At 71.4% G+C, this 19,382-nt stretch carries 22 protein-coding genes and 1 pseudogene; 16 read left to right on the top strand and 7 right to left on the bottom strand.

Annotated features, from left to right (window positions below; all coding sequences use genetic code 11):
* The first annotated feature begins 32 nt into the window (after nt 1-32).
* The 6 genes from FB454_RS05665 to FB454_RS05690 all read left to right on the top strand — a co-directional run bounded on the left by FB454_RS05665 (nt 33) and on the right by FB454_RS05690 (nt 7,583).
* Nucleotides 33-581: a Uma2 family endonuclease gene (locus FB454_RS05665; RefSeq protein WP_091332145.1), complete on the top strand. Its 549-nt coding sequence runs from the start codon at nt 33-35 to the stop codon at nt 579-581.
* 68 nt (nt 582-649) lie between these two features.
* On the top strand, nt 650-2,086 hold the full coding sequence (locus tag FB454_RS05670) for a TldD/PmbA family protein (protein WP_013475227.1): 1,437 nt from the start codon (nt 650-652) through the stop codon (nt 2,084-2,086).
* Nucleotides 2,083-3,504: a metallopeptidase TldD-related protein gene (locus FB454_RS05675; RefSeq protein WP_145822605.1), complete on the top strand. Its 1,422-nt coding sequence runs from the start codon at nt 2,083-2,085 to the stop codon at nt 3,502-3,504. The genes FB454_RS05670 and FB454_RS05675 overlap by 4 nt, the downstream gene beginning before the upstream one ends.
* A 227-nt stretch (nt 3,505-3,731) precedes the next feature.
* A complete protein-coding gene (locus FB454_RS05680) occupies nt 3,732-4,553 on the top strand; it encodes a hypothetical protein (RefSeq protein WP_013288449.1) in 822 nt (273 codons plus the stop codon).
* A gap of 10 nt (nt 4,554-4,563) precedes the next feature.
* On the top strand, nt 4,564-6,477 hold the full coding sequence (locus FB454_RS05685) for a fumarate reductase/succinate dehydrogenase flavoprotein subunit (protein WP_013288450.1): 1,914 nt from the start codon (nt 4,564-4,566) through the stop codon (nt 6,475-6,477).
* Nucleotides 6,477-7,583, top strand: a complete 1,107-nt coding sequence (locus FB454_RS05690) for a succinate dehydrogenase/fumarate reductase iron-sulfur subunit (RefSeq protein WP_013475224.1) — start codon at nt 6,477-6,479, stop codon at nt 7,581-7,583. Before FB454_RS05685 ends, FB454_RS05690 begins: the two co-directional genes overlap by 1 nt.
* Before the next feature lie 107 nt (nt 7,584-7,690).
* Here the strand turns inward: FB454_RS05690 and FB454_RS05695 are convergent, their stop codons facing one another.
* Nucleotides 7,691-8,131: a (deoxy)nucleoside triphosphate pyrophosphohydrolase gene (locus FB454_RS05695; RefSeq protein WP_186461536.1), complete on the bottom strand. Its 441-nt coding sequence runs from the start codon at nt 8,129-8,131 to the stop codon at nt 7,691-7,693.
* Between the two features lie 184 nt (nt 8,132-8,315).
* On the opposite strand from FB454_RS05695, the gene FB454_RS05700 reads away from it, so the two are divergent.
* From FB454_RS05700 to FB454_RS05720, 5 genes are all read left to right on the top strand, one after another.
* Complete coding sequence (locus FB454_RS05700) at nt 8,316-8,624, top strand: 4a-hydroxytetrahydrobiopterin dehydratase (RefSeq protein ID WP_091330828.1); 309 nt, start codon at nt 8,316-8,318, stop codon at nt 8,622-8,624.
* 32 nt (nt 8,625-8,656) lie between these two features.
* Entirely contained in the window at nt 8,657-9,019 is a 363-nt protein-coding gene (locus tag FB454_RS05705; RefSeq protein ID WP_013288454.1) for a PH domain-containing protein, read from the top strand.
* A gap of 22 nt (nt 9,020-9,041) precedes the next feature.
* Entirely contained in the window at nt 9,042-9,755 is a 714-nt protein-coding gene (locus tag FB454_RS05710; RefSeq protein WP_091330827.1) for a SanA/YdcF family protein, read from the top strand.
* Nucleotides 9,756-9,962: 207 nt separating this feature from the next.
* The gene (locus FB454_RS05715) at nt 9,963-10,694 is read left to right on the top strand and encodes a class I SAM-dependent methyltransferase (protein WP_013288456.1); all 732 of its coding nucleotides are present in this window, start codon (nt 9,963-9,965) and stop codon (nt 10,692-10,694) included.
* Between the two features lie 87 nt (nt 10,695-10,781).
* A complete protein-coding gene (locus tag FB454_RS05720) occupies nt 10,782-11,273 on the top strand; it encodes a GNAT family N-acetyltransferase (RefSeq protein WP_013288457.1) in 492 nt (163 codons plus the stop codon).
* A gap of 97 nt (nt 11,274-11,370) precedes the next feature.
* On the opposite strand, the gene FB454_RS05725 is transcribed toward FB454_RS05720, so the two are convergent.
* A complete protein-coding gene (locus FB454_RS05725; protein ID WP_013288458.1) occupies nt 11,371-11,652 on the bottom strand; it encodes a hypothetical protein in 282 nt (93 codons plus the stop codon).
* 134 nt (nt 11,653-11,786) lie between these two features.
* Here FB454_RS05725 and FB454_RS05730 point away from each other — a divergent pair, with 134 nt between their 5' ends.
* From FB454_RS05730 to FB454_RS05740, 3 genes are read left to right on the top strand one after another with little or no spacing between them, the layout of a single operon-like run.
* Nucleotides 11,787-12,146, top strand: a complete 360-nt coding sequence (locus FB454_RS05730; RefSeq protein ID WP_013288459.1) for a GntR family transcriptional regulator — start codon at nt 11,787-11,789, stop codon at nt 12,144-12,146.
* Nucleotides 12,143-13,021: an ABC transporter ATP-binding protein gene (locus FB454_RS05735; protein ID WP_145822606.1), complete on the top strand. Its 879-nt coding sequence runs from the start codon at nt 12,143-12,145 to the stop codon at nt 13,019-13,021. The genes FB454_RS05730 and FB454_RS05735 overlap by 4 nt, the downstream gene beginning before the upstream one ends.
* Nucleotides 13,018-13,713 carry a hypothetical protein gene (locus tag FB454_RS05740; protein ID WP_013288461.1) on the top strand — a complete coding sequence of 232 codons (696 nt, stop codon included), beginning with the start codon at nt 13,018-13,020 and terminating at the stop codon, nt 13,711-13,713. Before FB454_RS05735 ends, FB454_RS05740 begins: the two co-directional genes overlap by 4 nt.
* A 91-nt stretch (nt 13,714-13,804) precedes the next feature.
* On the opposite strand, the gene FB454_RS05745 is transcribed toward FB454_RS05740, so the two are convergent.
* Complete coding sequence (locus FB454_RS05745; RefSeq protein WP_013288462.1) at nt 13,805-14,368, bottom strand: dihydrofolate reductase family protein; 564 nt, start codon at nt 14,366-14,368, stop codon at nt 13,805-13,807.
* A 301-nt stretch (nt 14,369-14,669) separates the two neighbouring features.
* On the opposite strand from FB454_RS05745, the gene FB454_RS05750 reads away from it, so the two are divergent.
* Nucleotides 14,670-15,401 carry an SDR family oxidoreductase gene (locus tag FB454_RS05750; protein ID WP_356997834.1) on the top strand — a complete coding sequence of 244 codons (732 nt, stop codon included), beginning with the start codon at nt 14,670-14,672 and terminating at the stop codon, nt 15,399-15,401.
* 20 nt (nt 15,402-15,421) lie between these two features.
* On the opposite strand, the gene ychF is transcribed toward FB454_RS05750, so the two are convergent.
* Genes ychF through FB454_RS05765 form a run of 3 tightly spaced genes read right to left on the bottom strand, consistent with a single transcriptional unit; the run spans nt 15,422 to nt 17,855 of the window.
* The gene (gene ychF / locus FB454_RS05755) at nt 15,422-16,507 is read right to left on the bottom strand and encodes a redox-regulated ATPase YchF (protein ID WP_013288480.1); all 1,086 of its coding nucleotides are present in this window, start codon (nt 16,505-16,507) and stop codon (nt 15,422-15,424) included.
* Nucleotides 16,508-16,565: 58 nt separating this feature from the next.
* On the bottom strand, nt 16,566-17,312 hold the full coding sequence (locus tag FB454_RS05760; protein ID WP_013288481.1) for a Type 1 glutamine amidotransferase-like domain-containing protein: 747 nt from the start codon (nt 17,310-17,312) through the stop codon (nt 16,566-16,568).
* A 30-nt stretch (nt 17,313-17,342) separates the two neighbouring features.
* On the bottom strand, nt 17,343-17,855 hold the full coding sequence (locus FB454_RS05765; RefSeq protein WP_013475216.1) for a MarR family winged helix-turn-helix transcriptional regulator: 513 nt from the start codon (nt 17,853-17,855) through the stop codon (nt 17,343-17,345).
* A gap of 91 nt (nt 17,856-17,946) precedes the next feature.
* On the opposite strand from FB454_RS05765, the pseudogene FB454_RS35290 reads away from it, so the two are divergent.
* Nucleotides 17,947-18,720: pseudogene (locus FB454_RS35290) on the top strand (EamA family transporter); the annotation flags it as partial.
* 176 nt (nt 18,721-18,896) lie between these two features.
* Here FB454_RS35290 and FB454_RS35295 read toward each other — a convergent pair.
* Nucleotides 18,897-19,361 (bottom strand): hypothetical protein, encoded by a 465-nt coding sequence (locus FB454_RS35295; protein ID WP_225319535.1) that lies wholly within the window; start codon nt 19,359-19,361, stop codon nt 18,897-18,899.
* Nucleotides 19,362-19,382 lie beyond the last annotated feature (21 nt).

A 19,382-nucleotide genomic window follows, 5' to 3' on the forward strand; every position in this document is an offset into this window, starting at 1 on the left:
ACGATTCCCGTCGGCACGAGGTGGAGGCGACGATGACCGCGGCGGTGTTCGGCCACGACGGCCCGTGGACCGAAGAGGAGTACCTCGCCCTCGGCGAGACGCGGCAACGCGTCGAACTCTTCGACGGGAGCCTGCACGTGACACCGGCACCGACCCCGCGGCACCAACGAATCCAGCGGAACCTCGGCAACCTGCTGGAGGCCGCGGCCCGGCACGTCGGCCTGGAACTGCTGGAGACGGTGAACGTCCGGCTCCGGCCAGGCCGCATACCGATTCCCGACCTGGTCGTCACCGAGCCGATCGACTTCGACCAGCCGATGATCGAGGCGCGGGACGTGCGGCTCGTGTGTGAGGTCATCTCACCGGGCAACGCGGCAACCGACAAGGTGCTCAAGATGCACTACTACGCCGCCGCGGGGATCGAGTGGTACCTGCTGGTGGAGCAGGAAACCGGCACGCTGCACCTGCACCGGCGGCAGGGTCGGCACTACCGCGAGGTGTCGGTGACCAAGCCCGGTTCCGCGCTGGAGCTGACCGAGCCCGTCCGGGCCACGATCCGGCCGGCGGATCTCGTCCCCTGACGGATGTCGGTGCGCTCGCCTAGGGTCGGGCGCATGAGCGAGCGTCGAGCGACCCATCAGGACAGCGCATGAGCGAGTTCGACGCGGCGACCGCCGCCGTCCAGGCCGCTCTCGACGCGGGCGCCCGCTACGCCGACGCCCGGGTCATGCACCGCCGCTACGAGTCGATGTCGGCCCGCAACGGCGACATCGAGGAGCTGAGCCAGGACGAGAGCATCGGGCTGGGCGTACGCGCGCTCGTCGGATCGGGGTGGGGCTTCCACGCCGTACCCGATCTGTCCGACGCCGCGGCCCGCGACGCCGGCCGGCGCGCCGCGGCGATCGCCACCGCGAGCGCGCGGGTTCCCGGTCCGCCGATCGACCTGGTGCCGGCCGAGGCGGCGGTGGCGAGCTGGGCCTCGGAGTGCGCCGTCGACCCGCTCGGAGTGCCACTGTCGGACAAGGGCGACCTGCTGGTCCGCGCCACGGCGACGATGCGCGAGCACGGCGCCGACCTGGCCGAGGGGCTCTACCAGATCTGGGACACCTCGAAGTGGTTCGTCTCCAGCGAGGGCCACCGGATCGACCAGCGCATCCGGGAGTGCGGCGGCGGCATCTCGGCCACCTCGATCGGTGACGGCGAGACCCAGCGGCGGTCCTACCCGAGCTACCGCGGGCAGTACGGCACCACCGGCTGGGAGCTGGTCACCTCGCTCGACCTGGCCGCGCACGCCGCGCGGATCGCCGAGGAGTCCCGCGAGCTGCTCACCGCGCCGCTCTGCCCGGCCGGCGAGACCGATCTGATCCTCGGCGGTGAGCAGCTCGCGTTGCAGATCCACGAGTCGGTCGGGCACGCCATCGAGCTGGACCGCATCCTCGGCTGGGAGGCGGCGTTCGCCGGCACGTCCTGGCTCGACCTGGCCCGCCTCGGCTCGCTGCACTACGGCTCCGAGCTGATGAACGTGACGATCGACCCGACCATCCCTGGCGCGCTGGGCAGCTTCGGCTACGACGACGAGGGCTCCCCGGCGGTCGCCCGGGACGCGGTCCGCGAGGGGCGGTGGGTCGGGGTGCTCGCCGGCCGGGACTCGGCCGCCGTCGCGGGCCTTGACTACGGCGGCAGCGTACGGGCCGACGGCTGGGCCCGGCTGCCGATGGTGCGGATGACGAACGTGGGCCTGGAACCCGGCCCGCACACGCTCGACGAGATCATCGCGGCCACCGACGACGGGGTGCTGATGGACATCAACCGGTCCTGGTCGATCGACGACAAGCGGCTCAACTTCCAGTTCGGCTGCGAGGTCGGCTGGGAGGTGAAGAAGGGCCGCCGGGGGCGGATGCTGCGCAACCCCACCTACACCGGCATCGGGCCGGTCTTCTGGCGCTCGATGGACATGCTCTCCTCGGAGACGGTCGCCTGGGGCACGCCCAACTGCGGGAAGGGGCAGCCCGGCCAGGTCGGGCACACCGGCCACCCGGCCGCGCCGGCCCGGTTCCGCGGCGTCCGGGTGGGGGTGCGGGCATGAGCGAGCGCGGCATGAACGCCGAGCTGGAGATCGCCGCCGGGGTGGTGGACCTGGTCCGGCACACGGCCGGTCCGGCCGCCGAGGCCGAGGTGCTGGTGACCCGCTCCGACCTGGCGCTGACCCGGTTCGCCAACTCGTTCATCCACCAGAACGTGTCCGAGACCGGTGTCGCCGTACACCTGCGGTTGCACGTGGACGGGCGGACCGCTACCGGCAGCGGCAGCCGGGTCGACGCCGACGGGCTGGCCGCCCTGGTCGAGCGGACCCGGGCCGCGGCCCGGCTCGCGCCGCCCGACCCGGCCTGGCCGGGACTCACCGCCCCGACGCCTGTGCAGTCCGGCCCGGCCGTCGACGAGGACACCGCGTTCGCCTCGCCCGACGAGCGGGCCGAGCGGGTACGCGCGTTCGTGGACGCGGTCGAAGGGCTGGAGGCGGCCGGCTACTGCCGCACCTCGTACCGGTCGGGGGCGTTCGCCAACTCGGCCGGGCACACGGCTGTGGGCCGGGCGGCCGAGGCGGCGATGGACGGCATCGCCCGCGCCGGCGGCGCCGACGGGGTGGCCCGGCTCTGCGCCGACCGGCTGGCCGATCTCGACGGCGCGGCGCTCGGCGCCCGCGCGGCGGCCAAGGCGCGCGCCGCTGCGGACCCGGTCGAGCTGCCGCCCGGGCACTACGAGGTGGTGCTCGAACCGGCTGCCGTCGCCGACCTGCTCCAGAACCTGGCCTGGTACGGCTTCAACGGCAAGCGCTACGCCGAACGGCAGTCCTTCGCCGAACCGGGCACCGCTCAGTTCGACCCCTCGGTGACGGTGGTGGACGACCCGCTGCACGCCGGCACGCTGCCGTTCGACCTGGAGGGCACGCCCCGGCAGGCGTTGCCGCTGGTCGAGGGCGGCACCACAGGGGCGGTGGCGTACGACAGGCGCGGCGGCGCCGAGGCGGGCGCCGGGTCCACCGGGCACGGCATGCCGGGTAGCGCGACGTTCGGCCCGATCCCGCACAACGTCCGCCTGCTGACGGGCACGGCGGGCGTGGCAGGCGCGGCCGTCGCCGCCGGACCGGTGAGCGCGGGCGTGACCGGGGCGGTGGGCGACCCGGACACCGCCGCGCTGGTGGCCGGGATGCGGCGCGGGCTGCTGGTCAGCGACTTCTGGTACACCCGCGTGCTGGACCCGAAGCAGCTCGTGGTCACCGGGTTGACCCGCAACGGGGTGTGGCTGGTCGAGGACGGCGTGCCGACCCGGGCGGTGCGCGACTTCCGGTTCACCGAGTCGTACCCCCGGGCGCTGGGGCCGGGCCGGGTTCTCGGCCTGGGCCGGACGGCGGTCCGCCAGCCTGCCCGCGTCGACGGCTCCTGGTACGAGACACCGGCGCTGCGGCTGTCCTCGTGGCACTTCACCGGCGGCGCGTCCGGGTGACCCGGCGCGCCGCCGGGCGCACCACGCCACCGGTCGGCGCACCGTTCGGCCGACCCGCCACATTGATCATGAACTGACTCTTTCCAAGCTGCGGGACACACGGGACACTGCGTTGCGCGGCCGGGCCGTGAAGATCGGCGTAACGTGTGTCACTTAGCCGCACCGGTTCGCCGGTGTGGCCTCGCGCGTGCGCAGGACGTGACAGTGACGTCAGGGAGATGACTCAGATGACAACTACGTCGGCCAGGACGCCGAGACCGCAGCCGCGGGGAGGGCGGGCACGCGCCGCCATCGCGGCGAAGACGTTGCGGACCGACAGATGGTGGATCGCCCCGCTGATCACGGTGGTGGGGCTCAGCGCGTGGGTCATCTACGCGACGGTCCGGGTCTTCATGCACAAGTGGTACTGGGTGGAGCAGTACCACTACCTGACGCCGTTCTACTCCCCCTGCGTCACCGACCGCTGTGTCGAGGGCTCCTCGCACTTCGGCCAGTTCCTGCCCGGCTGGTGGATCATCCCGGACGCGGCGCTCACCCTGCCGTTCCTGCTGCTGTTCCGGCTGACCTGCTACTACTACCGCAAGGCGTACTACCGGTCGTTCTGGCTGTCGCCGCCGGCCTGCGCGGTGCCGGACGGGCACCAGTCGTACAGCGGCGAGACGCGGTTCCCGCTGCTCGGGCAGAACCTGCACCGTTACTTCTTCTACGCCGCCGCGATCATCTCGCTGATCAACACCTGGGACGCGATCCTGGCCTTCCACTCCCCCGAGGGCTTCGGCTTCGGCCTGGGCAACATCATCCTGATCGGCAACGTGGTGATGCTGTGGGCGTACACGATCTCCTGCCACTCCTGCCGGCACATCATCGGCGGGCGGCTCAAGCACTTCTCCAAGCACCCGATGCGCTACAAGGCGTGGACCGGGGTGTCCTGGTTGAACGTCCGGCACATGCAGCTCGCCTGGATCACCCTCGGCACCCTGGCGCTCACCGACTTCTACGTGATGGCGGTCGCCGCCGGCTGGATCAACGACCTGCGGTTCATCAACTGAGAGCCTGGACATGACTGAGACGCGAATCGAACGACACCACTACGACGTCGTCGTGATCGGGGCCGGTGGCGCCGGCCTGCGCGCGGCGATCGAGGCCCGGCTGGCCGGCAAGAAGACCGCGATCATCTCGAAGTCGCTGTTCGGCAAGGCGCACACGGTGATGGCCGAGGGCGGCGCCGCCGCCGCGATGGGCAACGTGAACTCGCGCGACAACTGGCAGGTGCACTTCCGGGACACCATGCGCGGCGGCAAGTTCCTCAACAACTTCCGGATGGCCGAGCTGCACGCCAAGGAGGCGCCGCAGCGGATCTGGGAACTGGAGACGTACGGCGCGCTGTTCGACCGCACCAAGGACGGGAAGATCTCGCAGCGCAACTTCGGCGGCCACGAGTACCCGCGCCTGGCGCACGTCGGCGACCGGACCGGCCTGGAGCTGATCCGTACGCTCCAGCAGAAGATCGTCTCGCTCCAGCAGGAGGACAAGCAGGAGTTCGGCAGCTACGACGCGCGGATCCGGGTCTTCTCCGAGACCACGATCACCGAGCTGCTGCTCGACGGCGACCGCGTCGCCGGGGCGTTCGGCTACTACCGCGAGTCCGGCGAGTTCGTCCTGTTCGAGGCGCCCGCGGTGGTCCTGGCCACCGGCGGCGTCGGACGCTCCTACAAGGTCACCTCGAACTCGTGGGAGTACACCGGCGACGGCCACGCGCTGGCGCTGCGCGCCGGGGCCACGCTGATCAACATGGAGTTCCTCCAGTTCCACCCGACCGGCATGGTCTGGCCGCCCTCGGTGAAGGGCATCCTGGTCACCGAGTCGGTACGCGGCGACGGCGGCGTGCTGAAGAACTCCGAGGGCAAGCGGTTCATGTTCGACTACGTGCCCGACGTGTTCCGCAAGCAGTACGCGGAGACCGAGGAGGAGGCGGACCGCTGGTACACCGACCCGGACAACAACAGGCGTCCGCCGGAGCTGCTGCCCCGCGACGAGGTCGCACGCGCGATCAACAGCGAGGTCAAGGAGGGCCGGGGTACGCCGGCCGGGGGCGTCTACCTGGACATCGCCTCCCGTAAGTCGGCCGAGGAGATCCGCCGCCGCCTCCCGTCGATGTACCACCAGTTCAAGGAACTGGCCGACGTCGACATCACCAAGGAGCCGATGGAGGTCGGCCCGACCTGTCACTACGTGATGGGCGGCGTCGAGGTGGACCCGGACTCCGGCGCGGCGTACGGCACCGTGCGCGGGCTCTACGCCGCCGGTGAGGTGTCCGGCGGCATGCACGGCTCCAACCGGCTCGGCGGCAACTCCCTGTCCGACCTGCTGGTCTTCGGCAAGCGCGCGGGCGGGCACGCGGCCACGTACACCGATCAGCTCACCACCCGCCCGGCGGTGTCGGTGGCGGCGGTGGAGGCCGCCGTGGAGACGGCGCTGGCGCCGTTGCAGCGGGACACCGGTGAGAGCCCGTACCAGCTCCAGCAGGACCTCCAGGTGGTGATGGGCGACCTGGTCGGCATCATCCGGCGCGAGGGTGAGCTGGCCGACGCGCTCGGCCGGCTGGCCGAGCTGCGGGAGCGGGTGGCGAAGGTCAGCGCGGTCGGCGGCCGGCGCTACAACCCGGGCTGGCACCTGGCGCTGGACCTGCGCAACATGCTCGTGGTCTCGGAGTGCACCGCGAAGGCGGCGCTGGAGCGGCAGGAGTCGCGCGGCGGGCACACCCGGGAGGACTACCCGGCGATGGACCCGAAGTGGCGGAGCGTCAACCTGGTCTGCTCGCTGGACGGCGACACGGTCCGGCTGACCCACAAGCCGCTGCCGAAGATGCGGCCTGAGCTGATCGGGCTGTTCGACCGGGCCGAGCTGGCCAAGTACCTGACCGACGAGGAACTCGCCGAGTTCGACGCCCTCACCGAGGAGGCGAACAACTGATGGGAAGTAAGCGCCAGTTCCGCATCTGGCGGGGCGACGAGACCGGCGGCGACCTGAAGGACTACACCGTCGAGGTGAACGAGGGCGAGGTGGTCCTCGACGTGATCCACCGGCTCCAGGCCACCGAGGCACCGGACCTGGCGTGCCGGTGGAACTGCAAGGCCGGCAAGTGCGGCTCGTGCTCGATGGAGATCAACGGCAAGCCGCGGCTGGGCTGCATGACGCGGATGTCGACGTTCGAGGAGTCCGAGACCGTCACTGTCACCCCGCTGCGCACCTTCCCGGTGATCCGGGACCTGGTCACCGACGTCTCGTTCAACTACGAGAAGGCGCGGGAGACCCCGGCGTTCGCGCCGCCGGCCGACGTGGCGCCCGGCGACTACCGGATGCAGCAGGTCGACGTCGAGCGCTCGCAGGAGTTCCGCAAGTGCATCGAGTGCTTCCTGTGCCAGAACGTCTGCCACGTGATCCGTGACCACGACGAGAACAAGCCGGCGTTCTCCGGTCCCCGGTTCTTCATCCGGGCGGCCGAGCTGGACATGCACCCGCTCGACGCGCGCACCGACCGCCGGGAGTACGCGCAGTCGGACATGGGACTCGGCTTCTGCAACATCACCAAGTGCTGCACCGAGGTCTGCCCCGAGCACATCAAGATCACCGACAACGGGATCATCCCCATGAAGGAACGGGTCGTCGACCGCAGGTACGATCCCCTTGTGTGGCTCGGTAACAAGATCTTCCGGAGGGGTCAGGTGCCTCAGACCAGCGCGACCAGCGGGCATTCGAGCGGTGCCGTCACGTCCGGAGGGGCGCAGGGCGGGGCGCACGCGCACGGCGGCGGTTCGCACGCCGGCGGGGTGCACTCGCACGCGGGCGGCTCGCACGACAGCGCCGCCGAGCGTCAGGCCCAGCAGGGCGTCAACTGGCACCGCGAGGTGCCGCACCCGACCGCCCCGGCGGTGGACGCCAACGGCAGGCTGCCGCTGACCGAACTGACGTTCAACAAGGCCGCCGCGCCGTCGCCGTTCGGCGACGACGTGACGTTCCCGCTGCCGCCGGAGCACCTCAACTTCGCTCACCCGCAGCAGGATGAGCCGAAGCACTGAACAGCAGCGCGACGATGACGGGGGCCGGCGGCACGAGCCGCGGGCCCTCGTCCCGTTTCCGGCCGGCTGTCCGGTTCACCGGACGGCCCGGCTCGCGCCGCCGTCGTTCAGGGGGCGTCGAGCAGCGGGCGCAGCGCGGCCACGATCGGCACGTCGGCCGGCAGCCAGTCGACGCTGTCCAGCTCGGCGGCGGAGAGCCAGCGCAGCTCGGCGTGCTCCAGGGCCTCGGGCTCGTCGCCGAGCAGCAGGCGGGCGGCGTAGACGCGCAGCACGGACCGGCCGTGCGCCATCCGTACGTCCCGGCCGACACGCGCGCCGACGGCCACCCGTACGCCCAGCTCCTCGGCACACTCCCGGGCCAGCGCGTCGGTCTCGGCCTCGCCCGGCTCGACCTTTCCGCCCGGGAACTCCCATCGCCCCGCCACCTCGGGGGGCGCGGAGCGCTCGCATGCCAGCACCCGGCCACCCTCGATGATCGCCGCCCCGACGACCACCCTCGGCTCCCGCCGGTCGGCCTGCCCGCTTCCGCTAACCCGTTCGGTCCGCACGGGCCACCAGCGTGCCAGATCAATCGGCGGTTTGGGTAGCTGCGTCGGCCGTCAGGTCAGCAGAACACGGAAGTGTGGGCGTGGACACACCATCTGAGCGGCGAGAGACTAGAGGGCGTCGACTGGGACACGGGATGGCGACGATTTGGCCACAAGCCGGCAACGACGCCTGGGAGGTGCGGTGATGCGCGTGCTGTTCAGCGGCCGGGCGAAGCACGACTACCTCAGCGACGCGCTAGCCCTGCTGTCCGGATGGACGCGCGAGGGCGAACAGATCCGCCGCACGATCGTCCTCGACGACACCCAGCACGCCGCGCTCACCGAGCGGGTGGCGGTGGTCGCCGACGCGCTGCGGCTGCGCCCCGAGATCAGCCGCCGGGCCGACCATACCCAGATCAGACTCGGGCACGACGACGGCGAGCCACTCACCGAGGGTGAGGTTCTGCTCGCGGCGCGCATCGAGGACGCGGTCCGCGCGGTCACCGAGCCCTGATCGGCTGGCACGCCCCGCCTACCCTCGGGTGCATGTCTGGCCCCACGTACGACCGCAAGGAACAGTTCCAGCAGATCCAGAGCGGGTTGCTGCCCGGTGAGCAGATCATCGCCGTCTACGACGCGGTCGGCACCGGCACCGGCTTCATCGGCCTGACCGACCGGCGCGTGATCATCCAGGACCGCTCCTTCGTCGGCAAGCGGTACGCGATCACCAGCATCCCGTACTCGAAGATCACCAGCGTGAGCGTGGTGAGCAACAAGTCCTGGGGTGGTTCGTTCTTCTCCACCGGGTCTATCGCGGTGCACGTCGGCACGCACACCTACGAGGTCGAGTTCCGGGGCGCGCAGAAGAGCCACCACGTGCACAACGTGATCCTGCACCACATCTCCTGACCCGCCTGGCACAATCGCCGCCATGCGGGGGCTGAGGGCGCGATGGCGGGCCTGGCGGGGCGAGCATCGGCGGGCCGTACGCCTGCTCCGCCGCCTCCTGGTGCTCGCCACCGCCGCCGTGATGCTGCTCGGCGCCGCCACGGTCGCCAGCGCGACCTGGGTCCGCGGCGCCGCCGAGGGCCGCCTGTTCGACGCCGCGGACGTGCCGGAGACACCGGTGGCCCTGGTGCTGGGCACCAAGGTGGAGCCGGACGGCACGCCGGCGCCGTTCCTCGCCGCCCGGCTGGAGATCGCCCGCCAGTTGTACGCCGCCGGCAAGGTCCAGGTGCTCCTGCTCTCCGGCGACCACATGGACTGGGACTACGACGAGCCGGACGCGATGCGGCGCTGGCTCGTCGAGCGTGGCGTCCCGGCGGAGAAGACGGTGCTGGACCACGCCGGATTCGACACGTACGACTCGTGCGTCCGCGCGCACCGCGTCTTCGGGGTCCGGCGGGCCACAGTGGTCACCCAGTCGTTCCACCTGCCGCGCGCGGTGGCGCTCTGCCGGGACGCCGGCATCGAGGCAGTCGGCGTCGGCGACGACACCGCCCGCCGGTACGCCGACCAGTGGCGGATCAGCTCCACCCGGGAGTACGGCGCGTGCGTGAAGGCCGCCGTGGACGTGCTCACCGGGCGTGACCCGGTGCACCTCGGCCGCCGGGAGACCGGAGTGGACGACGCGCTGCGGGCTTAATCGGGTTGTCTGCTCGGCACGGCTGCTGATCTGCTGAACCCCTCGAAGCCGACCGGAGGGAGCACCGCCATGCCGAACGCTGCGAAGCCCAGCCGACCCGTCGTCACCTCATCCGAATCGAGGCTTCGTCTTGTCGTACCCCATTCCGGCGGAGGTCACTGACCTCTCGCCGCGTCGCGTCCCTTCCGCCCGGCGGGAGGGCGCGTGATGTCCGTCTTCGACGACCCCGGCCTGTTCGGCCGGCTCTGGGCCGCCACCTACGACGGCCCCGGCAATCCCGACCCGGCCCCGGCCGTCGACTTCCTCGCGCCGCTGGCCGAGGGCGGCCCGGTGCTCGAACTGGCTGTGGGCACCGGCCGGGTGGCCCTGCCGCTGGCCGCCCGCGGCCTCGCCGTGGAGGGTGTCGAGGCGTCCCCGGAGATGGTGGCGCACCTGCGCGCCAAGCCGGGCGGCGCGGACATGCCCGTCACCATCGGCGACATGTCGGACGTCCCGGTCGCCGGGCCGTACCGTCTGGTCTTCCTGGTGTTCAACACGCTGTTCAACCTGGTCTCGGAGGAGCGCCAGGCGGCGTGCTTCCGCAACGTCGCCCGGGTGCTCGCGCCCGGCGGGGCGTTCGTCATCGAGACCTTCGTGCCCGACCCGGCGGACTTCGACCGGGACGAGCAGGTCCAGGTGCGGGAGGTGACCGAGGACTCGGCCACCATCCGCCTGCACCGGTACGACCGGGCGGCGCAGACGTTCGTGCGGCAGACCGTCACCTTCGACGCCTCCGGCGTGCACCTGAAGCCGTTCGCCATGCGGTACGCCTGGCCGGAACAGATCGACGAACTGGCGGAGCGGTCCGGGCTGCGGCTCACCGAGCGGTACGCCGACTGGGACCGGTCGCCGTTCGAGGCGGACAGCCGCGCGCACATCTCCGTCTACCGGCAGCGGTAGCGCTCACGCCGAGGGGCCGGGCATCACGTCCCGGCCTCTCGGCGCGCGACTACGCTGACGACCGCCGGGCCCGGACAGGAGAGGCCGATGACAGTCTCAGTCGCCGCCATGGACGACTCGCACGCCGACTCCGTGCTGGAGATCTACCGCCTCGGCATCGCCGAGGGGAACGCCACGTTCGAGACCGAGCCGCCGGACTGGACGCGGTTCACCGCCACCCGCCTGCCCGGCCACCGCTGGGTGGCGCTCGACGAGGCCGGCGACGTCCTCGGCTGGGTGGCCTGCTCGGCGGTCTCCGACCGCTGCGTCTACGCCGGGGTGGTCGAGCACTCCGTCTACGTGCACCCGAAGGGGCGGGGTCGCGGGGTCGGCCGAGCACTGCTGGAGGCGCTGATCGCCTCCACCGAGGCGGCCGGGATCTGGACCATCCAGTCCGGCGTGTTCCCGGAGAACACCGCGAGTCTCGCGCTGCACGCGACGTGCGGATTCCGCGTCGTCGGCACCCGCGAGCGGGTAGGCCGCCACCACGGCACCTGGCGAGACGTGACCTTGATCGAACGCCGCAGCCCTAGGATCTGACCCCCTCCCTCCTCCCGCGCCCTCGCCCCGGTGATCAAGGCGTTTGTGTCCGGTCGGCGCGGTCCGGGTGACGTAAACCCCTTGATCACCGGGTTGGTCAGGTGCCGACCAGGTGGCGGCGTACCAGGGCGTCCCGCTCCAGGATCAGGCCGACCATCTGCCAGAACTCGGCGAGCCGGGGATGGGTCAGGCCCTCCTCGCGGCTGAGCTTGCGGCCGAAGATCGGGCTGTCCCCGGCGACCTCACCACCGTTGACGAGCGTCGCGGCCGGCCCCGGCGAGCCGACCACCGGCCCGACCCGGCAGCCGAAGGTGACGTGGTCGTCGAAGTCGTCGCGGCCCCAGCTGCCCAGGATCGCGTCGATCCAGACCTCGTGCACGCCGTCGTGGTGGTAGCAGCCACGGCGCGAACCCTAGCGAGCCCGCGTGCCGCCGCGCGTACCCGAAGGCACTTGACGGTTCCGGCGCCCAGGTGCGACGGTTAGCTACATGAGTAATGAACCGAAGAACCGGGATGGATGACGGGCGGCCGATCTTCGTCCAGATCGCGGAGCTGATCGAAAACTCGATCATCGACGGGACGCTCGCGGAGGAGACCCAGGTGCCGTCGACGAACGAGCTGGCGGCGTTCCACCGGATCAACGCGGCGACTGCCGCCAAGGGGATCAACCGCCTGGTCGATGACGGGATTCTCTACAAACGCAGGGGGATCGGAATGTTCGTGGCAACGGGGGCCGTCGAGACACTCCGGGAACGCCGCCGGCGCGAGTTCTCCGACCAGTACGTGCGGCCCCTCATCGAGGAGGCACGCAAGTTGGGCATCGGCACCGAGGAGCTGAAGAAGCTCATCGAGACAGGGGAGGAACAGCGATGAGCGTCGTGGCGGCAGCCGGCCTCACGAAGCGGTTCGGTGAGGTGACCGCTCTCGACGACGTCACCTTCACGTTGACGGGCAACAAGATCTACGGCCTCCTCGGACGCAACGGCGCCGGCAAGACGACGCTGATGCAGCTGATCACCGGCCAGAACAACGGCATCAGCGGGGACCTCACGCTCTTCGGCGAGCGCCCGTACGAGAACGAGCGGGCACTGTCGCGGGTGGTCTTCATCAAGGAGAGCCAGACGTACCCCACGACCTACCAGGTCCGGCACGTCCTGAGCCTGGCCAGGCGGCTGTTCCCCAACTGGGACGAGGACTTCGCGCAGTCCCTCGTGGACGACTTCGACCTGCCGCGCAAGCGCAACGTGCGCAAGCTGTCCCGCGGCATGCTGTCCGCGCTGGGCGTGACGATCGGACTGGCCGCACGGGCGCCGCTGACCTTCTTCGACGAGCCGTACCTCGGTCCCGACGCGGTCGCCCGGCAGCTCTTCTACGACCGGCTCCTCGCCGACTACGCCGAGAATCCGCGCACTGTCGTGCTCTCCACACACCTCATCGACGAGGTGGCCGACCTGATCGAGCACGTGCTGCTGCTCGACCGCGGCAAGCTGCTGCTCGACGCGCCCAGCGACGAGTTGCGCGGCGAGGTGATGGAGGCGTCCGGCCCGGCCGGGGCGGTGGACGAGTTCGCCGCCGCACACCGGGTGCTGCACCGCGGGCAGCTCGGCGGCGCGGTCCGCGCGTCGCTGCGCGGGTCGTTCGACAACGCCGAACGGATGCGCGCCAGGAAGCTCGGCATCGACCTGGCACCGTTGTCGCTCCAGCAGGCCGTGGTGCGCCTGACGACGGAAAGGACGAACACCCGATGACCCGCATCCTCGACGTCGCCCGGATGCACACCATCGCCCGGGTCGGCCAGCTGGACTGGCCGTGGGGCATCATGGCCATCTCGCTCGGCGTCAACCTGCTGATCTTCGCCTCGGTCGACGAGGCGGCGCCGGGCAAGAACACCACAGGCGGTCTGCTCAGCCTCTACATCGTCTGCGCGATCATCGCCGCCGCCTCGATCAGCCAGGTGTTCCCGTTCGCGCTCGGCATGGGCGTCACCCGGCGCACCTTCTACCTCGCCACAGTGCTCGTCAACGTGGTGCAGGCGGTCGTCTACGGCGTCCTGCTCTACCTGCTCAACCTGATCGAGGGCGCCACCGGCGGCTTCGGGATCGAGCTCCGGTTCTTCCGGATCCCGTACATCGACGTCGACAACGGGCTGTTGCAGATCGCCGTCTACGCGGTGCCGTTCCTGTTCCTGAACTTCCTCTCCGTCTTCGTATCCGTCTGGTACGTCCGGTTCGGCATGAACGGCCTGCTCGGCGCCGGTGCGGCGCTGATCCTGGTGACCGGCCTGCTCGTCGCGTTGATCACCTGGCAGGGCTGGTTCGGCGCCATCTGGCAGTGGCTGAGCAGCCAGCACCAGATCAGCCTGCTGGTGGGATGGCCCGCCCTGGTGGCGGCGGCGGCCGCACTCGGGGGTATGGCGGCCATCCGCCGGGCCAACGCCTGACGGTTACGCACACAGCGACCGCCGGTCCGCAGGACGCGGGCCGGCGGTCGTTTGCGCATCGGTTGTCGACCTGCCCTGGTGGAGCGTCACCTCAGCGCCTGGTCTCGTACCTCGTCAGGAGCACACCGCCCGGGAACGTCCGGGTCTCCACCAGGGCCAGGTTCACCCAGTTGTCCAGGGCCGTGAAGAACGGCTTGCCGTCACCCACCAGAACCGGGTGGGTGACGAGCACGTACTCGTCGATCAGCCCGCCCCGCATGGCCGCAGCGGCGAGTGTGGCGCCGCCGATGTCCATCGGACCGCCGTCCTCGGCCTTGAGCCGGGTGATCTCGGTGACCGCGTCGCCGGTGACCAGGCGGGTGTTCCAGTCGACCGGCCTGGTCGTCGAGGAGAACACCACCTTCGGCATGTCCCGCCAGCGGCCGGCGAACTCGACCTGGGCCGGTGTGACGCCCGGCTGCTGGTCGGCGGTCGGCCAGTGGGAGCTCATCGCCTCCCACAGTCGCCGCCCGTAGAGCGCCGTGCCTGTCGCCCCCACCCGGTCGGACCACCACTGGAACAACTCGTCGCTCGGCGCACCCCAGCCGAGGTCGTCGCCGGGCGCGGCGACGTAGCCGTCCAGGCTCACGTTCATGCCGAAGGTCAGTTTGCGCATCGTGCCAGCCTCCCGTGGGTCGGTACTCGGCGTACAGACCAGCACGGCGCCGGCAAGACATCGGTCAGGCCACACCGAGGGCCGGCCCACGGGTGTTCCCGCGTCCGGGTGCGGGACCATGACCCCGTGGACGAGGAGACTGCGGGAGCGCCGTCGCGGTGCCTCGCCGGCACTGCTGTGGTGGCCGGGTAATTCCGATGACGGTCTTCGGGCGGGCAGCAAGGATGGTGCGTCGAGGGGGTGCGACCACGAAATGTCTCTTACGGACGGCAGGGACCAACAGCATCGACCCGTCGCCCTGGTGACCGGTGCCGGCCGCAGCGCCGGCATCGCTGCATCGGTGGTGGTGACGCTGGCTCGGACCGGCTGGGATGTCGGCTTCACCTACTGGACCCCGTACGACGAGCGGATGCCCTGGGGAGCCGATCCCGAGGCCATGACGCAGCTCAGCGGCCAGGCCGCCGAGCATGGGGCAAGAACTGTCGCAGTCGAGGCGAACCTCGCTGATCCTCACACCACGGCTGACATCTTCGAGGCCGTGGAGCGAGAGCTGGGCTCGGTCAGCGCGCTCGTCCTCGCCCACTGCGAGAGCGTGAAATCAGGCCTGCTCGACACCAGCATCGAGAGCTTCGACCGTCACTTCGCGGTCAACACCCGGGCGAGCTGGCTCCTGATTCGCGAGTACGCCCGACGGTTCCGAGGGTCACATGGCACGGGACGCATCGTCAGCCTCACCAGTGACGCTACCGTCGGCAACCTTCCCTACGGAGCCAGCAAAGGCGCTCTCGATCGGATCACCCTGGCCGCTGCTCAAGAACTGGCCCACCTCGGCGTGACCGCCAACGCCATCGATCCGGGTCCAACCGACACCGGCTGGATGACCGCAGAGATCAAGGATGCCGTCCTACGGGCCACGCCGCTCGGTCGCCTCGGACGCCCGCGGGATTGTGCGAACCTCGTCGCGTTCCTGTGCTCACCCGACGGAGGCTGGATCAACGGCCAACTGTTACGCAGCGACGGCGGCATCTCCTGACCTGTGACAACAGACCGAACTCAGACGTTGAAGCGGAACTCCACCACGTCGCCGTCCTGCATGACGTACTCCTTGCCCTCGATCCGGACCTTGCCGGCGGCCTTGGCCGCCGCCATCGATCCGGCCTCGACCAGGTCGTTGTAGGAGACCACCTCGGCCTTGATGAAGCCGCGCTGGAAGTCGCTGTGGATCACCCCGGCGGCCTCCGGCGCGGTCGCGCCGACCGGGACGGTCCAGGCCCGCGCCTCCTTGGGGCCGGCCGTCAGGTACGTCTGGAGCCCGAGCGTCCGGAAGCCCACCCGGACGAGCTGGTTCAGGCCGGGCTCGGACTGCCCGATCGACTCCAGCAGCTCGCGGGCCTCGTCCTCGGGCAGGTCCACCAGCTCGGACTCGATCTTGGCGTCCATGAAGATCGCCTCGGCGGGGGCGACCAGGCCGCGCAGCTCGTCGAGGAACTCGTCGTTGCCCAGCTCGGCCTCGTCGACGTTGAAGACGTAGAGGAACGGCTTGGTGGTGAGCAGATGCAGCTCACGCAGGTGTTCCAGCTCGACCTTCGCGGCGGCGGCGCCCGCGTACAGCGTCACGCCGTTGTCGAGGACCTCGACCGCCTTCTTCGCTGCCTCGACCGCGGCGGCCCGGTCCTTGCGGAGCTTGGCCTCCTTCTCCAGCCGGGGAAGCGCCTTCTCCAGCGTCTGGATGTCCGCGAGGATCAGCTCGGTGTTGATCGTCTCGATGTCGTCGGCCGGGGAGACCTTGCCGTCGACGTGCACCACGTTCGGGTCGGAGAAGGCGCGCACCACCTGGCAGATCGCCGAGGCGTCCCGGATGTTGGCGAGGAACGCGTTGCCCCGGCCCTGCCCCTTGGAGGCACCCCGGACCAGGCCGGCGATGTCGACGAACGAGACCGGCGCCGGCAGCACCTTCTGCGAGGAGAAGATCTCGGCCAGCTTGGCCAGCCGCTCGTCGGGCAGCCCGACCACGCCGACGTTCGGCTCGATGGTGGCGAACGGGTAGTTCGCGGCGAGCACGTCGTTCTTGGTCAGCGCGTTGAACAGGGTGCTCTTGCCCACGTTGGGCAGGCCGACGATGCCGATGGTGAGACTCACGACGAACCAGCTTACGCGCTTCGCCGGCCGCGCCGGGCAGGCAGGTCCGCGAAGCCTGTCACTCCGGCTCGGCGGACAGCAGGCGCGGCTCGATCCGGGTCTCCCGGGCGGTGCCGTCCTCGGCGCGGACCAGCTCGTACGCGGCCACGCCGGGACGGTCCGCCACCGCCTCGGCCAGCCGGGTGCCCCGGTAGATCAGCCCCACGCCGTCGTCGGTGCAGTGGCTCGCCGGCAGCGTGCCGTCGGCGACCAGCCGGTGCATCAGCGGGCGGCGCTGCTCCTCGCTGTCGTAGTGCACGCCGTTGCCGTACGGGAGCCAGCCCAGCCCTTCGGTGAAGGGCCGCAGCGTCGGACCGTAGCTGTCGGTGGCGCCGCCGGTGTGCCAGCAGATCGAACCGGCGGAGACCCCGCCGAGCACCACTCCGGCCTGCCAGCACTCGTGCAGGATCTCCGGCAGGCCGTGCACCCGCCAGACCGCGCAGAGGTTCGCCACGCTGCCGCCGCCGACCCAGATGACGTCCTGCGCGAGCAGGTGCGCCCGGATGTCCTCGACGTTGGGCATCGGGTAGAGCGCCAGGTGGGAGGCGCGGAACCGGGTGCCGGCGAAGGCGCCGTAGAAGACGGTGAACCCGGTCGGCTGGTCGCCGGTGGCCTGGCCGAGGTAGCAGACGCGGGGCGCGTCACCGGCCCCGGCAAGTTCGGCCATCAGGTCGAACAGGGCGCTGGGCCGCGCGTCCCAGGGGCCACGGCGACGGCTGGCGAAACCCATGCTGGTGGCGACGATCGTCGGTTCGGTGGCGGGCATGGGCGTCCTTCCGGGCGGTGACGGTGCCGATCATTGTGCCGGATCCGCGGGCCCGGCCTCGGCCGCCGCGAGCAACGCGCGCAGCAGGTCGGCCAGCCGGTCCTGGTCGGCGGGCGGAAGCGCGTCGAGGATCCGCCGCTGCACCGCGAGCCCGGCCTCGGCCGACTCCTCCACCACCCGGCGGCCGGTGTCGGTGAGCGTGACCCGCAGCGCCCGCCGGTCGGCCGGGTCCGGCGAGCGCCGCACCAGGCCCGCGCGTTCGAGGCGATCGAGCCGCCCGGTCATGCCGCCGGAGGTGAGCATCAGCGACGCGGCGAGCGCCTTCGGCGCCAGCGTGTACGGCGAGCCGGAGCGCCGCAGCGCGGCCAGCACGTCGAACTCGCCCCGGCCGATGCCCCAGCCCGCGTACACCTTCTCCTGGCCGTCGCCGACCAGCCGGGCCAGCCGGTAGATGCGGCCGAACACGGCCATCGGCTCGGGCCGCATACCTGGTCGTTCCCGCCGCCACTGCTCGACGATCGCGTCCACCTCGTCGCCTGTCACGGCTGCCGATTGTGCCGCACGTCCCACTTCCCCTTTTCGCTCGGGCCTGATTATCTTAGCGCTAAGATACTTAGAGCCGAGAGAGGCCGACATGAACCGCCGCTGGACCGACGTCGCGCTCACCGCCGCCGCCCCGATCACCTGGGGGACCACCTACCTGGTCACCGCCGAACTCCTTCCCCCGGACCGGCCGCTCTGGGCCGGGGCGATCCGCGCCCTCCCGGCCGGTCTGCTGCTGCTCGCCCTGACCCGCCGACGACCACACGGTCTCTGGCGGGGGCGAGCCGCAGTGCTCGGCGCGCTGAACATCGGGGTGTTCTTCCCGCTGCTGTTCCTCGCCGCGTACCGGCTGCCCGGCGGCACCGCCGCCGTCCTCGGCGCCGCGCAGCCACTGCTGGTGGCGGTGCTGACAGTCGCGCTGCTCCGTGACCGCCCCACCCGGCCGGCGCTGGTCGCCGCCGCGGTCGCCCCGCTCGGCGTCGCCCTCGTGGTGCTGCGCCCAGGTGCCGGCCTCGACCCGCTCGGCGTCACCGCCGGACTGGCCGGCGCCGTGGCGATGGCCGCCGGACTTGTGCTCACCCGCCGCTGGGGCCGGCCGCCCGGAACGGGCGTCCTCGCCGCGACGAGCTGGCAGCTCGTCGCCGGTGGCCTGATGATCGTGCCGGTCGCCGCCGCCGTCGAGGGCGCGCCGCCCGTGCCCGACGGGCCGGCCCTTCTCGGGTACGCGTGGCTCGGGCTGGCCGGCACCGCGCTGGCGTACGTGCTGTGGTTCCGGGGCGCGGCGCGACTGCCGGTGTCCCGCGTGTCGGTGCTCGGCGCGCTGAGCCCGCTCACCGCGGCGGCGCTCGGCTGGGTGGTGCTCGGTGAGGCGCTGGACCCGGTCCAGCTCACCGGTTTCACGGTGGCCGTGGCGGCGATGGTGCTCGCGCAGATGCCGGGTCGATCGCCGCGCCCGCAGCCGGGCGGCGGCGCGGACAGCCCGACAACGACGCCGGCCGACCTTCGGGCAGGCGGCGGGACGGCGGCCCGGTGGCGGCGCGGTCAGCCGGCCCGCAGCCGACGCCAGTCGTCCGGCCACGCCTCGGCGGTGACGCCCTCGGGCAGCACACCGGCCGGTAGCTGCGCCGCGGCCGCGAGCGGCAGCGTGAACCGGTGCGCGGCGGCGGGGCCGGCCGCGTACGACCGGTCGAGCAGCCACCGCACCTCGTCGGCGGTCCAGCCCAGGCCGGAGCGGGCGGCGATCTCGCGGACCAGCCGCAGGCCGACCCGGGTGTCGTCGTCGTAGAAGCGCATGCACCAGTGGTGCGCCCACATGCCGAGCGCGCGCAGCCCGTCCGGGTCGAGGGAGCCGGCCAGCCGCCCGCAGGCGGTGTCCGCGAAGGGGCGACCGGGGTCACCGGCCCGGTCGCGCTCGATCGCGCCGTACGCGGCCGGCGCCACCACCCGCATCCGCTCGTAGAAGCCCTCCACCACCGCGGCGTCCAACGGTGCTCGCCCCGATCGCATCAGCGGACACCCCGCCCGGCC

This window comes from Micromonospora sp. CNZ297 (assembly GCF_007827625.1).

What these genes read in the sequence shown, in the direction of transcription:
- FB454_RS05665 (WP_091332145.1), top strand. Translation starts at nt 33, where the DNA reads ATGACCGCGGCGGTGTTCGGCCACGACGGCCCGTGGACCGAAGAGGAG.
- FB454_RS05670 (WP_013475227.1), top strand. Translation starts at nt 650, where the DNA reads ATGAGCGAGTTCGACGCGGCGACCGCCGCCGTCCAGGCCGCTCTCGAC.
- FB454_RS05675 (WP_145822605.1), top strand. Translation starts at nt 2,083, where the DNA reads ATGAGCGAGCGCGGCATGAACGCCGAGCTGGAGATCGCCGCCGGGGTG.
- FB454_RS05680 (WP_013288449.1), top strand. Translation starts at nt 3,732, where the DNA reads ATGACAACTACGTCGGCCAGGACGCCGAGACCGCAGCCGCGGGGAGGG.
- FB454_RS05685 (WP_013288450.1), top strand. Translation starts at nt 4,564, where the DNA reads ATGACTGAGACGCGAATCGAACGACACCACTACGACGTCGTCGTGATC.
- FB454_RS05690 (WP_013475224.1), top strand. Translation starts at nt 6,477, where the DNA reads ATGGGAAGTAAGCGCCAGTTCCGCATCTGGCGGGGCGACGAGACCGGC.
- FB454_RS05700 (WP_091330828.1), top strand. Translation starts at nt 8,316, where the DNA reads ATGCGCGTGCTGTTCAGCGGCCGGGCGAAGCACGACTACCTCAGCGAC.
- FB454_RS05705 (WP_013288454.1), top strand. Translation starts at nt 8,657, where the DNA reads ATGTCTGGCCCCACGTACGACCGCAAGGAACAGTTCCAGCAGATCCAG.
- FB454_RS05710 (WP_091330827.1), top strand. Translation starts at nt 9,042, where the DNA reads ATGCGGGGGCTGAGGGCGCGATGGCGGGCCTGGCGGGGCGAGCATCGG.
- FB454_RS05715 (WP_013288456.1), top strand. Translation starts at nt 9,963, where the DNA reads ATGTCCGTCTTCGACGACCCCGGCCTGTTCGGCCGGCTCTGGGCCGCC.
- FB454_RS05720 (WP_013288457.1), top strand. Translation starts at nt 10,782, where the DNA reads ATGACAGTCTCAGTCGCCGCCATGGACGACTCGCACGCCGACTCCGTG.
- FB454_RS05730 (WP_013288459.1), top strand. Translation starts at nt 11,787, where the DNA reads ATGGATGACGGGCGGCCGATCTTCGTCCAGATCGCGGAGCTGATCGAA.
- FB454_RS05735 (WP_145822606.1), top strand. Translation starts at nt 12,143, where the DNA reads ATGAGCGTCGTGGCGGCAGCCGGCCTCACGAAGCGGTTCGGTGAGGTG.
- FB454_RS05740 (WP_013288461.1), top strand. Translation starts at nt 13,018, where the DNA reads ATGACCCGCATCCTCGACGTCGCCCGGATGCACACCATCGCCCGGGTC.
- FB454_RS05745 (WP_013288462.1), bottom strand. Translation starts at nt 14,368, where the DNA reads ATGCGCAAACTGACCTTCGGCATGAACGTGAGCCTGGACGGCTACGTC.
- FB454_RS05760 (WP_013288481.1), bottom strand. Translation starts at nt 17,312, where the DNA reads ATGCCCGCCACCGAACCGACGATCGTCGCCACCAGCATGGGTTTCGCC.
- FB454_RS35295 (WP_225319535.1), bottom strand. Translation starts at nt 19,361, where the DNA reads ATGCGATCGGGGCGAGCACCGTTGGACGCCGCGGTGGTGGAGGGCTTC.